Source organism: Pedobacter sp. AC212 (assembly GCF_979258625.1).
In genome coordinates this window covers 394,801-409,712 of record NZ_OZ409870.1, presented here as the reverse complement: position 1 = coordinate 409,712, position 14,912 = coordinate 394,801, and the positions used below count along the sequence as shown (strand labels likewise).

The window sequence follows — 14,912 nt, the reverse complement described above, 5'->3', positions numbered from 1 at the left end:
TAATCAATCACTTACCAATATAGACCATTAAAACTGAGATATCTGATGGTGATACGCCAGAAATTCTTGATGCCTGGCCTAAAGTACGTGGTTTTATTTTGAATAACTTTTCACGGGCTTCTTTTGAGATGGAAACAATTTTATTATAGTCGAAATCAGGTTTGATTTCTTTGTCTTCCATTTTCAACATTTTAGCTACTATCTCATTTTCTTTTTCAAAATAACTCTCATATTTAATTTTGATTTCCGCTTGTTCTATTGTTTCATTATCTAAATCCTTGGTGGCTTCAGCCAATGGTTTACTTACTTTTATAAGATCTTGTAAGCCCACATGAGGACGACCAGCTAAACTATGAATTTTTACATTTTGATTTAAAATACTCGAACCTAAACTTTCTAACATAGGATTAGCATCAACCATTTCTATGCCTTGGCTTCTGGTAAATTTAACTAAAGCTTCTGCTGCTTCAACTTTATGTTTAACCTTTTCTAAACGTTCATCAGATATCAAACCTAATTCATGTCCGATAGGAGATAAGCGAATGTCTGCATTATCCTGTCTCAATAATAAACGATGTTCTGCTCTTGAGGTAAACATTCGATAAGGTTCGTCAGTTCCTTTGGTTACTAAATCGTCAATTAAAACACCAATATAACTGTCCGATCTTTTCATAATCAGCTCGTGCTTGTCATTAATTTTTTGATGTGCATTGATACCAGCCATGAAACCTTGGCAAGCTGCTTCTTCATAACCTGTAGTTCCATTTATCTGACCAGCTAGAAATAGATTATTAATTAATTTAGTTTCTAGAGTAAGTGATAATTGAGTAGGAGGGAAGAAATCGTATTCGATAGCATAACCGGGTCTGAACATTTTTGCATTCTCAAAACCTGGAATTAATCGAAGCGCTCTTTGTTGTACATCTTCTGGAAGAGAAGTTGAGAAACCATTCACGTAAATTTCGCATGTGTTCCATCCTTCAGGTTCTACAAAAATTTGGTGTCTGTCGCGTTCTGCAAAACGGTTAATTTTGTCTTCAATGGAAGGACAATATCTTGGACCCAAACCTTTAATTCTGCCTGTAAACATTGGCGATTTTTCGAAGCCTTCTTTCAAGGTTTCGTGTACATCCCCATTGGTATAAGTAATCCAGCAGCAACGTTGATCTGCTGAGACTTCGGTATCTGTGAAAGAAAATTTACTGGGGTTTTCATCTCCCCATTGTTCTTCCATTTTGGTATAGTCTAAACTTCTACCATCTACTCGAGGGGGAGTGCCGGTCTTCATTCTTCCAGCTTCCATACCCAGTTCCACCAATTGTTCTGTAATTCCAGTTGATGCTCTTTCTGCTGTTCTGCCTCCACCAAATTTCTTTTCTCCAATGTGCATTACCCCATTTAAGAAAGTCCCATTTGTAAGTACTACTGCTGTACTTTCAATCTCTATTCCTAAAGATGTTTTTACGCCATACACAGTATTATCTTTAACTAATAAGCCAACAACACTATCTTGCCATAAGTCGACATTAGGAGTTCTTTCTAAAGCTAACCGCCATTCTTCAGCGAAGCGCATTCTGTCAATTTGAGCTCTCGGGCTCCACATTGCTGGGCCTTTTGATTTGTTTAACATTCGAAATTGAATGGTTGACTTATCAGATATAATTCCTGAATAGCCACCCATCGCATCTACCTCGCGAACAATCTGTCCTTTCGCTACGCCACCCATTGCTGGGTTACAACTCATCTGAGCTATGGTACCCATATTCATTGTGATCAATAAAACTGATGAGCCCAGGTTGGCGGCAGCGGCAGCAGCTTCGCATCCTGCATGTCCAGCACCAACAACAATCAAATCGTATTTTGAAAACATTTTCTTTTTCTATTATGTTCCACGTGGAACAATTGTATTATTTATTTGGTATGTTAAACCGATTCAAGCACTTATTTTCTCCGTTGAGAAAGTTTGATTTGAGCCATGCATCACAACTGAACCTAAATGTTCCACGTGAAACATAACGCCGAAACATATGAAAAGTTATTTAAATTTATTCTGATAATTCTAGCCAACGCATTGTATAATCATCATGCTTAACTTTTAACTTTTCAATTTCATCCGAAATTTCTTGAATCTTTACATAATCTGAAGCAGCTATCGCTGATAAACTTTTTGTCAATTCGACTATTTTAGTTTCTGTATCTGCCATCCCTTCTTCGCATTCATCAAGTTCCTTTTGTTCTTTAAAACTTAATTTTTTTGCATTTTTTGTCGGAGCTTCAGCAGCTATAGGCGTGGAAGTTTTTTTGGCTTCGGGTTTAACTTTCGGTTGTTCTAAACTTAAACGATACTCTGAATAATTGCCATTATATATTTTTACTACCCCTTCGCCTTCCATAATAAATAGCTGATCACTCATTTTATCAAGTAAGTATCTATCGTGAGAAACCAGCATTAAAATGCCAGGGAAGTTTTCCAAAAATTCTTCCAGTACATTTAATGTGTCAATATCCAGATCGTTAGTTGGCTCATCCAAAATTAAAAAGTTAGGATTTTGCATCAAAACCTTCATCAAGTTCAAACGCTTCTTTTCACCACCACTTAATTTTTCTACCATGCCATGTTGTTTCTTAGGCGGGAAAAGAAAAAGTGTTAGTAGGGCAGAAGCAGTAATTACAGAGCCATCAGCCATCTTAATATACTCAGCGTCTGATTTCACAATATCAATTACCCGTTCTTTAGGATCGAAAGTTAAACCTCCTTGTTTGTAATAACCAAAAACTGTCGTTTCACCAGTATCAACTGTCCCTCCATCTGGCGCTAGTTGGCTAGTAATGATATTTAATAAAGTAGATTTGCCAGTACCATTTTTACCTGCCAAACCAATTCTATCTCCCTTTTTAAAGGTGTAGCTAAAATCATTAATAATTGGACGACCATCGAAAGACTTTGCTATGTGATCGATCTCGATAATTTTACCTCCCTGGCGAGACATTTTCATTTGGAGGTTAATAGTCTGATTATCAGACTTTTTCTTTGTTTTTTCTTCCAGATCGTAGAAAGCATTGATCCTGGCATTAGATTTCGTCGCACGAGCCTGTGGCATACGTCTCATCCACTCTAATTCTTTCTTTAATAGCTGCTGATTCTTATGTTGAACAGTCGCATCAAGCGCTTCTCTTTCTGATTTCTTTTCCAGATAGTAAGCATAATTTCCATTATAATTAAAAATCTTTCCTCGATCTAATTCAACTATAGTATTACAAACATTATCTAAAAAGTACCTATCGTGTGTAACCAGGAGGATGGTTTTTTGTCCTGTCGTGAGTAGCTTTTCTAACCATTCTATTGTATCAATGTCCAAATGATTGGTAGGCTCATCTAACACTAAAATCTCCGGATCTTCAATTAATAGCTTTGCTAAGGCTAAACGCTTCTTTTGTCCGCCAGAAAGGGTAGCTATTTTTTGTTGAAGATGAGTAATCCCCATCCTATTCAATATGGTTTTTATTTCATGTTCATATTCCCAGGCATTGTGTTCGCTCAGTTCTTCATACAAACGATTGAGCGTTTTCTCATCGGGATTTGGATCCTCAATTAATTCCTCATACTCCTTAATCAGTTGTTGCTGTTTATTTTCTAAAGAAAAGATATGGTCGCTTATAGAGAAACCTTCTGTAAATTGTGGTTCCTGATCCAAAAAGCCGATTTTAACTGCTTTATTTTTAACAATCTTACCTTCGAGCGGAGGAAACCTTTCTGCTAATAATTTTAAAAGTGTACTCTTACCAGCGCCATTAATTCCAACCAACGCTACCCGCTGACCAGAGTTAATACCTAGGGTTAAATTTTTAAATAGCCATTCATCATGATAACCATGACCTAAGCCTTCTGCCGCAATTAGTGTGCTCAATTTTTTTGTATTTCGGTTTTATAAAGGAAAATTAGTGCAAAAGTAAGGATAAAATATTTGGTAGGTTGTATAGATATCTCAAAGCAGCTATGTATCAATCAAAAATGGCAAAATATTGATATGTAATTAGCTGGTGAATTGCAAACTGATGAAATAAGAGATCCTGAATGAGTTGATTCATCAATTTAAAAAAACGAAAACAGCGACTGGAATCGCTCCGCCGCTGCTTCAATCATTAACTAAAACTAAACTTTATCTTTTGAAAGGATTCAATCCTTATCTTATATTTTATATCGAAGAGACTAAGCTTTTATTTTAATTATAAGACCGAGTAATGGTTGTATTGTTGCAGCTGAATAGGCAGAAATATACCAGCATGGGTAATTTATCGACCAACACTGTTAACCGTCAGACGAACAGAATAAAATTATTTGAAAATGGTTGCGATCAACAAAGGGAGAGCATCTTCACGGTTATTTCCTGAGCAAACAGTAGATGTTTATTTTTATTCTAAATTTTCGGTAAATTGTAAAAACCAACAACTATCATATTATGAACCGACCATCGAAATTTATAAAGCCCGAAGAGCTTTTACGAGTTTATTTTACAATCATAATTAATGAAAGTAATAGCCTTAGAATATTATATTTTGTCAAAAATGGCTCGCAAGTATTTGCCACAATGGATAACGTTCAAGGAAGAAGGGCATATCCAGTAAATTTAAAAAATAATACGCTAATTTTTGACGCGGATGGAGACGGGAATAAAGTATATAGGTTTGTGCTTAGTAAATCAGTTGTTGGTCAGATTATAAAACTGAAATCATTCGACTATAAAAATCTTAGCCTTGATACAGCATACCTTCAACATGCTCAAGTTGATAAAATTTACACGGCTACAAAGTTTCAAGATAAAATTTATCAAATGATCGATATGGTAGATCTACCTCAACCAACAAAATATTTGGTATTTAATGGCACTAAATGGTCGTGGACCATATTTCCGTATTTAATAGAAGATGCAAGTTCGAGCTATTACAAGGTTACATCAAGAGCCTGGAAAGGTAAATCATTTGGCGTGGATTGTATAGGAGTTAGCATCAATAAATATGAAGGAAACTCTGCCAAAATCCTGGTACAAAAAAGTGATTCTCCTTTGGTATTTTTATTTACAGAAAATTGAAATCTACTCTGAAGCTTAAATATTCATTTTCTTTTTGCGTCATTAGAGTTTTTGCTGCTTTACCCTTGTCTTTGTAGCCCAGTAAGTGCAAGGTTCCATGGATCATGATGCGGCAAACTTCATCAAATTCTGTTGTTTTGAAGGTTTTTGCATTTTCTTTTACACGTTCAATGCTGATGAAAATATCACTGACAATCAACTTTTCCTCATCAGAATTGTCGAAAGTAATAATATCGGTGTAAGTATCGTGATTTAAATACTGTTGATTAATACCCAGTAAATATTCATCGCTGCAGAAAATGAAATTGAGTTCCTGTAATTCAAAGCCCTCCTTTTCAATTGTTGCTTTAATCCATTTTTTAACCTTAAGTTTTTGAGGAAGATTGTAAGTAACCGATTCTGTAAAAAATGAAATTGCAGGCATGTGGATAGGTTTAAAGCCGCAAATTTAAGAAATAAAAGTTAGGGGAGAGTAGAAGTTATGCATGAGGCCGTCATACTGAATTCATTTCAGTTAATAGTTGAATATCCATGCTGAAATGATTCAACATTAAGAATAGATTTATCCTACCTCACCATATTCAAAGATTTTAAATATTCGGCGATTTTATTTTTATAATAATAATTCAAACCAGGAGGCAATTTCTGCAACATATCGTTTCCATTCTGTTGTTGCTTTTTAAAGTCATCAACCATTTTTTGGTAAGATGGTGGAAATTCCTTGGCTGCTTTACTCTCTCGTTTTGCATCTTCTTCCTGGTCGCGTTCTGCTTTTTCTGCCTCCAAAAGCTTGGTTAACAACTCTTTCTGTCTATTTAAGGTTTCTTGCTGTAAACGCTTATTTACCAAGTCGCTTTCTGTTTGCTTCATCTCCTTAATGGCCTCATTAAGATTGCCCATTTTACCCGAACCATTTTTATTTTCTTCACGGTTGATTTTTTCCAAAGCCTGGCGAATCATCTGCTGCTGCTGTGCCATTTTTCCAAACTCCTGGCTCATTTCGCCTTTGCCCACCTTACCTTGGTTGCCACCAGATTTCTGCATCTGCTCACGGGCCTTTTGCATACTTTTATTCAGTTGTTCCTGCATTTGGGAGAGCTGCTTCATACCCTGTTTCTGTTTTTTTCCACTTCCAGGTTTAGCGTTTTTTTGCATGTTCTGCAATTGATTCAAAGCCTCACTCAACATCAAACTCAAATTGTTAACTGATGTCATGGTATACTGCTGATAACGATTGGCTTCTGGCGTTCTTCGCTCGCCAAGACTTTCCAAACTTTTATCGAGATTGAAATTAATCTTATTCATCTCTTCGTTCACCGTCGATTCAATTTGAGGAACACGCTTACTTAAAGCGTACAAACTGTCAGCGATGGTTTTCAGGTTATCTTTAATGCTGCGTTGCTTTTGAACGTTGCCAATATAGGATGGATCAGCTGAAGTCATTTTTTTTAACGTTAACATCACCTTTTCTTGCTCAAAAGATGTATTCAACAAGTTTTCAAGGAGCTTACGCAACTCTTTCGCATTCAGGTTGTTTTCCATTTCCTCACCTTGCTGCTGCATTTCGCTCATTTTTTTCGAAAGCTTTTCCATCTGCTCACCAGCTTTTTGTTGCTTCTGACTAGCGCCTTTAGAATCTTTTTTATTAAGCGCATCCTTACTATCTTGTTGTTCTTTTTGAATATCCTGCAGCTCTTTTTCAGGGTTTTCGAAGGGATTAGGTTTTTCTAACGACTGATTTTTGTCTTCCAGTTTCTTCAAATCATCCTTTAAATCTTTCATTTCCTTATTCAAGGCATCCTGCTTTTGTTTAAGCGATTCGTTATCCTGCTTTTTATCAGCCGTTTCTTTGCTAAGGGCCTTTTGCTCTTTAGCCAATTCATTTAAACGATCGATGTCGTTTTGCAAGTTTTGCTCAAATTCTAGCTGTTTGTAAAGTTCTAAAATTCTGTCGAGTTCATTTTTGAGCGTTTTATTATCCAATTGCATCTTTGAAAGTTCATTTTGCGTTTGGTCTTTATTTTTCTCATTCATCAGGTTTTGAAGTTTCTGCAAAAGCTCCTTTGTTTTTTCATCCAATACATGATCAAACAAATCCTTAATCTGCTTTTGCTTCTCCAAAAGCTCTTCTGTTTGCAATTGGTCTTCCTGCTGCTGAATATTTTTATCGTTTTGCTCTTTAATTTGTTTTACCGCCTCATCCAGTTGTTTTTGTTTATCCAGCAAAGCCTCAATTTGTTTTTTGTCTTCGAAAGAAATCTGCTTTTTATCGATTAAGCTTTCGGCAACTTTTTTACTCTCTTTTTCGACAGTGTTGGCTAAACGAATAGCCGATTGTACTTTTTGCTTTAACGCCTGGCTGTTAGTGCTTACTTGCTCAGCTGTTTCTTTTTTTGTAGGCTGCTTAAATGTTTTAATCTCCGAACGGGTAATTTTTGAGCCATTAACACCATCATTATCAGCTACTTCAAAATAATATTCTATTTCTTGGCCAGGCTTTGCCAATGCCGATTTTAAATCCCAGAAGAAGAAAAATCTATTTTCAGTTATATTGGTTTTGATAGAGATATTTTTGCTGACCGTACTAATTACCTTATTGTTTTCCCTAATGTTATACTTAAAACTCAATCTACTAAAACCATAGTCATCCGTAACCTGTCCACTGAAATAAATGGCTTTATTGCTAATTGAATCGGGCTTTTCCTCGATTTGAATAGCTGGAGATTGATCTTTAATTACCGTAATTTGATGAGATAGAGAATCCGAAAGCGTTACAAAATCATTTTTTGGGCTAATGCTATATTTTGAATTATTGCGGATCGTGGCATTAAATGCTGATTCGTTATCATCCACCTTCAATACAATTTCTTTACCATTTAGCGTAAATAGCAGCGAATTGCTTTGGCCGGTTTTGAAACTCCAGGTCACACGCGTCCCTTCGGGTAGAAGGATATCGCCAACGTTAGCAATCACCTCAGGTTTTTTACCTAAGTAAGATGGATAATTTAAAGTTGCCGATGCATTCAATAACTCCGGACGAGGCTTAACGCTAACTGTAAATGTTTCGGAACCAAATCCGCCGCCTTTAAAAATCAGTTTTTTATCACTCTGAATGTTTTTAATGTCGTAATTAAACTTGCTGATGTTCTCCTTCTCAAGTTTATAAGTGTTTTTTCCATCTTCAACATATACTTCGGCAGGCAATTCATCACCAGTCAATTTTAAATTTATCATTACATCATCGCCCTGCGTAACAGCTAGATTTTTGTTCAAAACAGTAAAGCTAAAAGGTGCTTTCGGAGCGATGTATTCATCATATTTGAAGAAACTATTGGTTCCTTCGCGAAGAATGGCAGGTGCAATCAGGGCAATTAATAGAATAATGGAAAGCGGAACGAACAGGTATTTCAAGTATTTCCGATTATCGTTTATCCGAACGGCGGTATAAAATGGTACGGGTTTCAACTCCAGAATTTTCTGATCGATGCTCGCCATAATCAACTGATTATTTTCTGGCAAATTTTCTGAAAGTTTATGGAGCTGTAAAGTATTCAAAAGCTTATCCTTAATATCAGAAAAGTGGTTTCCAATAATTACCGAAGCTTCATCGAAAGACAGATGCTTGCCTAATTTCAACATCGAGAGCAGAGGTTTTATAATTAAAAAACCTATCAATAGTAAGCCAAGTAATAAGTAAGCGAAGAAAATAAAAGTTTTTAAGCCTGCCGTTGGGTTTAAATAATATAGACTTAAGAAAACAAGCAAATACAAACCGAGTAATATTGCGGCGGCATAAATGGCACCACGTAAAATCTTGTTTAAATAAAATTTACGGATAAACTCATCTATCTTCCTCAACAAATCGTTGTAATTATTGCTTACCATATCAACGTAAATGTAAAAATTGTTCCCATCAATTAAAAGAAACCCTGTTAAGGTAACGCGTTTATTTCAAATTGTTTATTTGAAAGATAGAATAAAGGTTTGGAAAACAATGTTTAGTGTTTCATGGAGGTTTTCAGTCCCGCTTTTTGCTGCTCCCGATGAAAAATCGGGATTCGCGGCAATCGGGTTTATTTAACAAAGTTTGTTGCTTTTGCCGTATCAAACCACCCCCAACCCCTCCTAATTTAGGAGGGGAGCAGTACCGGCGTGGGCAAATTTTTGCATATATCATTGGCTTTATGGGTCAACCCACCAACTTAAATATTTGTTTCAATACCCAACAAGCATAGTTCAACTCCCTTGTCTATTGCAAGGGGGGGCGGTATCTGCAAAGGCAAATTTTTGCATCTATCATTGGCTTTATGGGTCAACGCACCAACTTAAATATTGGTTTCAATATTCAACAAGCATAGTTCAACTCCCTTCTCTATTTCAAGGAGGGGAGCGGTATCTGCAAAGGCAGATTTTCTGTATCTATCATTGGCTTTATGGGTCAACCCACCAACTTAAATATTTGTTTCAATATCCAACAAGCATAGTTCAACTCCCTTTCTTATTTCAAAGAGGGGAGCGGGATCTGCAAAGACAAATTTTGCATCTATCATTGGCTTTATGGTTCAACCCACCAACTTGAATATTGGTTTCAATATTCAACAAGCACAATCCAACTCCCCTCCTTATTTCAAGGAGGGGCAAGGGGTGGTTTTTCATTGCCGTTCGGCTTCAGCCAACGGCACAATTAATCTAAAAATATTTATCTTGGATAATTAATACAAAGGTTACATAGATTTTAAACTGGTATTCCAATAAAAATCTACTTTTGATTTTTTGTACAATCACCCCAAATATGAAACGAGCACTTATTTTAACAAGCATGGTATTTATTTTTACCACTTCATTTGCCCAAAAATTTAACTGGAATAAAAATCAGGTGATTGCACATCGCGGCGCATGGAAAAAAAATAAATTTCCTGAAAACTCCATCGCATCCCTGAATGAAGCGGTAAGGTTAGGTTGTTATGGTTCGGAATTCGATGTATGGATGACCGCCGATAAAGTGCTTGTTGTAAATCACGATGCTGAATTTCAAGGCTTAACCATCGAGAAGGTTAAATACGAAGAACTTTTAACCAAAACCATGAGCAATGGCGAGAAAATTCCAACTTTAGAAGCTTACCTAAAAGAAGGTAAGAAACAAAAAACAACCAAATTGATTTTAGAAATAAAACCATCGCTAGTTAGCAAAGAACGTGGTATTGAGCTTACAAATGCCTGTATCGATATGGTTAAAAAAGTAGGGGTTTTAGATTGGACAGAATATATTAGTTTCGACTATGATTATTGCAAACGGATTCTGGAGGTTCTTCCAAAAGCGAAAGTAGCTTACCTGAGAGGAGAGATCAGTGCTGAACAAATGAAGGCAGACAAGCTAACTGGCGTTGATTACCATTATAGCATCTATCAAAAAGATGGCTGGATAGAAAATGCACACAAATTAGGCTTAACAGTAAATGCCTGGACAGTAAACACTGCGCCAGAAATGCAATGGTTATTGGCGCACAATGTTGATTACATAACTACAAACGAGCCAGAATTGACTTTTAAAGAAATAAAAAAAGCACCAGTTGCTTTAGGTTGGAAATTAAAATGGGCAGATGAATTTGATGACAAAGGCTTGCCGCTAAGCAAAAATTGGGGTTACGATGTTGGTGGAAAAGGATGGGGAAATAATGAGCTTCAATACTATACCGAGGCTGATACTGCCAACGCCAAAAATGTTAAAGGAAGTTTGAACATCACTGCAGTTAAAGCCGATAAAGAAACTAATAAATACACATCAGCTAGATTGGTAAGTAAAAATAAATTTGATTTCAAATATGGCAGGGTAGAAGTGCGGGCGATGTTGCCAAAAGGAAGGGGTTTGTGGCCGGCAATTTGGGCACTTCCTACCGATTGGAAATACGGCGGCTGGCCTAAAAGTGGTGAAATAGACATTATGGAGCATGTAGGTTATGAGCCTGATAGTGTTTATGGAACTGTACACACTGAGAAATTCAATCACGTACTTAAAACTCAGGTAGGCAAAGGCGTAAAGATAAATCCTTACAATGCTTATCATATTTACGCCGTAGAGTGGTTTAAAGACAGAATTGAATTTTTTGTAGATGATCAAAAATATTTAACCTTTAAAAATACAGGTAAAGGTCCTGCCGATTGGCCATTTGATCAAAACTTTCATGTGATTTTGAATTTAGCTGTTGGCGGAAATTGGGGAGGAAAAAACGGAGTTGATGATGCTATTTTTCCAGCAACGATGAAAGTGGATTATGTGAGGGTTTACCAGAAATAGGGTTTTCGGTAATAACTACACGAATTCCGTTCACAAGTTTTTTACATCAAGAATTAAGACACCTGCTAACAGACTCGCTACTTATTCATAACTTGTAGTATCTAAGCTATATTGTATAATTTATGGACTCACGTAGAGAATTCTTAAAAAAGGCGGCACTGTTCGCCGGGGCTACTGGTATGGCTAACACCTTGCCCAGCTCGGTATTAAAGGCTATGGCAATAAATGCCGAACCCGGTAGTACTTTTTACGATGCCGAGCACATCGTATTTTTAATGCAGGAAAACCGTTCCTTCGACCACATGTTTGGTAAGATGAAAGGGGTACGGGGCTTTAATGATCCGCATCCGCATATTCAGCCCGATGGTAACAAAGTCTGGCTGCAAAAGGACGGTCAAGGTTATACTTATGCGCCTTTTCACGTAGATATCAATAAAACGAAAATCACTTGGCAAGGCGGTTTACCTCACTCCTGGAACGATCAGGTTGCAGCCCGAAACGGAGGACGTTATGATAAGTGGTTTCCTGTTAAATCGGCGATGACATTATCTTACTACGATCGAAATGATGTCCCGTTTTATTATGCTTTGGCTGATGCATTTACTGTTTGCGACCAACATTTTTGTTCATCCTTAACAGGAACAACACCTAATAGATTATTCTTTTTTACAGGGACAATTAGGGGAGAGAAGAGCGCAAACCGCGTGGCAGTAGTAAATAATGACCAGGCGGAGTCGCAGAACAATGTTTTTGTAGACTGGCCAACCTTTCAGGAAACTTTAGAAGATAACGGGGTTGATTGGCGGATCTATCAAAATGAACTTTGGACTTCAAAACTTCCGGAGGGTGAGGTTGATGATTGGTTGGGCAATTATGGCGATAACCCTGTTGAATATGTAAAAAGACATAATGTTAAGCTTTCTGCTTATTTCAGAAAAAATGGCGATAAGACTGTTACACCGGCATTAACTCCCGAAGAAGTTCAGGCTAAATATGATAAATTATCCCCGCGGGAAAAAAACCTGATAGATAAAGCTTTCCAAACAAACATTAGCGAGAAAGATTATTTGGAATTAGCGCCATTCACATTCACTAACGATGAAGGAAAATCCGAAACAATAAATATTCCGAAAGGCGATATTTTTCATCAGTTTAGAAAAGATGTTGATAGCGGAAAACTTCCGGCAGTTTCGTGGTTGGTGGCGCCACAGCGTTTTTCAGACCATACGAGTTCGCCCCTTTATGGCACCTGGTATGTAAGCGAAGCGCTGGATATTTTAACCAAAAACCCTGAAGTGTGGAAAAAAACTATTTTCGTTTTAACCTATGATGAGAATGATGGTTATTTTGATCATCAACCTCCATTCGTGGTGCCAAATCCAGATGACAAGTCAAGTGGAAAAGTATCTGAAGGGATTGATTATGCTACAGATTTTGAGGGAAGAAAAGGCAGTCCTATTGGCTTGGGTTACCGTGTGCCCATGGTTATTGCCTCACCCTGGAGCAAAGGCGGATTTGTAAATTCGCAGGTTTTTGATCATACCTCTTCTTTAATGTTTATGGAGAAGTGGTTAAGTAAAAAGACAGGGAAAAACATCAAAAGCATAATATTAGCGATTGGAGGAGAAACATTTGTGGCGATTTAACGTCGGCTTTTCGGCGCTATAATGGAGAGGAAATTAAATCGCCAGAACCATTAAATCGCGAAACCGTAGTCGCAAGTATTGGTAATGCAAAAAATAAACCGGCACAAGTTGGGCCAACTGCTTTAAACAAAAATGAGGTTGCTAAGATTAACAAGTTCGAAGCTTTTTCAAGCCAGACTTCAATACATGCGCCAAAGCAAGAACAGGGAACAAAACCAGCTTGCGCACTTCCTTATCAAATAAATGTAGATGCTTCTTTGGTAAACAGTGAGGTAGAGCTTACTTTCCAATCTGCAAAATCGCTTTTTGGAAATGAAACCGAAACTGTTGGTGTACCTTTTACAATGATTACTAGCGAAAGTTTCAAGGGCGTCAAAGGCAAAGTTTGGGCTTACGCCGTTAAAGCTGGAGATAAACTATCAGAAAAAATTTATATTGAAGACTTTGATAATGGTGTTTACGATTTCCGAATTACTGGTCCCAATGGTTTTTACAGGCACTTTATAGGTAATAAACAAAACCCGCAGATAGTGATAAAGGCAACGCCTGAACAAAGTGGGCTAGTGAGCAAAAAGTTAACTGGTAATTTGATTTTTTCTATCGAAAACAGCAGTTCAAGCGCCATAAGCATTCAAATTCTAGACAACAAATATAAATCGGCCACCAGAACTATTTTGCTTAAGCCAAAAACCACCACCAATTTGCTATCAAACCTTTCAAAAACTGGTAATTGGTACGATTTCAGCATCATAAATACAGGCAATTCGACTTTTAAACATCGTTATGCAGGCAAGATAGAAACCGGGGAAATTACAACAAGTGATCCTTATATGGGTAATGCGTAAAAACAGCGCCCATTTAGAGTTAAGGGTTTTGGAAAGGAATTATATTCATCTTATTTAGATGTGCAGCAATCTGTTTCTCAAAAAGATGAAATGTTTAAAATTTAGCTCGGTAAAAAAAAAGCCCCGATTTTAGTCGAGGCTTTAATATTTTATCAATATTTATCCTAAAACGTTATTGGCAGCTCTGCCTGGGTTTTATCCCAGCCGATAATTAGATTTGCGCCACCTTCCTTTGCAATAAAAGTTAACGAAAAGTATTCTATTGGTTTTGCTAATGCCTTAACAGGTACATTTGTTCTCACAACATCCTTGGTTTCATCATAAGAAAAAGCGCCCCATTTATCTGTTTGGCTATTTACAATGATTGTCCAGCTGTCTTTATTTGGAATCGCAAACAAACTATACGTGCCAGCTTTTATTTTTTTACCTCCAATAGTTACTTTTTTAAAAAATTGAACTTCGGTATTTTCATTAGCCCCGAAGCGCCAAACCTTTCCGTACTGCTCTAAAACGCCAAAAATATCACGACCTTTTCGCTGCGGGCGAGAATAAACGATTTTGATTACCGGTTTAGTGGCATCCTTCGCTTTTGGAGCATTTAAAGGAAAGTAAACTATATCTGCCGGACTCGGATCTGCCGCCGGAAACTTAACCTCATTTGAGGAAGTTTCTTGAGCTTTTACTCCGAAGCACAAAAGAGCGAAAACAACAATGAATATTCTTTTCATTTGCTGTATGAGTTAGTTATGTTAAAAAAGGAATGTTAAACTAATTCGGGATGGATTAGTATTTTCTGCCTTTTACTATAGCATTTAAAAATAAGCCTGCAGTTAACAAACCCAAAACGCCACCTAATAATGCGAAAATATAGTTCTGCGTAATTACAGCTCCAGTTAAAATCCCGAAGAATAAACCTAAAGCATAATATAACCAGTTGAAATTATTGCTGCTGTTTTCTTGTACACTCATGTTTTTTGTTATTTGGAGGCAAAGTTAATATTTATTTTAAAATTTGGTTCTTCAATGATTATCAATA

At 36.9% G+C, this 14,912-nt stretch carries 10 protein-coding genes; 4 read left to right on the top strand and 6 right to left on the bottom strand.

All coding sequences use genetic code 11. The features are described from left to right. Window positions 1–7: 7 nt before the first annotated feature. Both mnmG and ACZZZC_RS01760 read right to left on the bottom strand, forming a co-directional pair. Window positions 8–1,870 (bottom strand): tRNA uridine-5-carboxymethylaminomethyl(34) synthesis enzyme MnmG, encoded by a 1,863-nt coding sequence (gene mnmG, locus ACZZZC_RS01765; RefSeq protein ID WP_463484553.1) that lies wholly within the window; start codon window positions 1,868–1,870, stop codon window positions 8–10. A 175-nt stretch (window positions 1,871–2,045) separates the two neighbouring features. Next, window positions 2,046–3,908, bottom strand: a complete 1,863-nt coding sequence (locus tag ACZZZC_RS01760; protein ID WP_463486450.1) for an ABC-F family ATP-binding cassette domain-containing protein — start codon at window positions 3,906–3,908, stop codon at window positions 2,046–2,048. A 681-nt stretch (window positions 3,909–4,589) separates the two neighbouring features. Here ACZZZC_RS01760 and ACZZZC_RS01755 point away from each other — a divergent pair. Then, entirely contained in the window at window positions 4,590–5,090 is a 501-nt protein-coding gene (locus ACZZZC_RS01755; RefSeq protein WP_463486449.1) for a hypothetical protein, read from the top strand. Here the strand turns inward: ACZZZC_RS01755 and ybeY are convergent. Together ybeY and ACZZZC_RS01745 are read right to left on the bottom strand one after the other, a co-directional pair. Then, a complete protein-coding gene (ybeY, locus tag ACZZZC_RS01750; RefSeq protein ID WP_463486448.1) occupies window positions 5,077–5,514 on the bottom strand; it encodes an rRNA maturation RNase YbeY in 438 nt (145 codons plus the stop codon). The two genes, ACZZZC_RS01755 and ybeY, sit on opposite strands and share 14 nt — an antisense overlap. Window positions 5,515–5,657: 143 nt before the next feature. Continuing rightward, window positions 5,658–8,975, bottom strand: coding sequence for a DUF4175 family protein (locus tag ACZZZC_RS01745; RefSeq protein ID WP_463486447.1), 3,318 nt, complete (start codon window positions 8,973–8,975; stop codon window positions 5,658–5,660). A 907-nt stretch (window positions 8,976–9,882) separates the two neighbouring features. Between ACZZZC_RS01745 and ACZZZC_RS01740 the strand changes: the two genes are divergently transcribed. The 3 genes from ACZZZC_RS01740 (at window position 9,883) to ACZZZC_RS01730 (ending at window position 13,876) form a co-directional block, all read left to right on the top strand. Further along, the gene (locus ACZZZC_RS01740) at window positions 9,883–11,385 is read left to right on the top strand and encodes a glycerophosphodiester phosphodiesterase family protein (RefSeq protein ID WP_463486446.1); all 1,503 of its coding nucleotides are present in this window, start codon (window positions 9,883–9,885) and stop codon (window positions 11,383–11,385) included. 122 nt (window positions 11,386–11,507) lie between these two features. After that, window positions 11,508–13,031 (top strand): alkaline phosphatase family protein, encoded by a 1,524-nt coding sequence (locus ACZZZC_RS01735; RefSeq protein ID WP_463486445.1) that lies wholly within the window; start codon window positions 11,508–11,510, stop codon window positions 13,029–13,031. 257 nt (window positions 13,032–13,288) lie between these two features. After that, on the top strand, window positions 13,289–13,876 hold the full coding sequence (locus ACZZZC_RS01730; protein ID WP_463486444.1) for a phospholipase domain-containing protein: 588 nt from the start codon (window positions 13,289–13,291) through the stop codon (window positions 13,874–13,876). Between the two features lie 164 nt (window positions 13,877–14,040). Here the strand turns inward: ACZZZC_RS01730 and ACZZZC_RS01725 are convergent, their stop codons facing one another. Beyond that, complete coding sequence (locus tag ACZZZC_RS01725) at window positions 14,041–14,604, bottom strand: DUF2911 domain-containing protein (RefSeq protein ID WP_463484546.1); 564 nt, start codon at window positions 14,602–14,604, stop codon at window positions 14,041–14,043. A gap of 55 nt (window positions 14,605–14,659) precedes the next feature. After that, on the bottom strand, window positions 14,660–14,845 hold the full coding sequence (locus ACZZZC_RS01720; RefSeq protein WP_056850620.1) for a hypothetical protein: 186 nt from the start codon (window positions 14,843–14,845) through the stop codon (window positions 14,660–14,662). Window positions 14,846–14,912 lie beyond the last annotated feature (67 nt).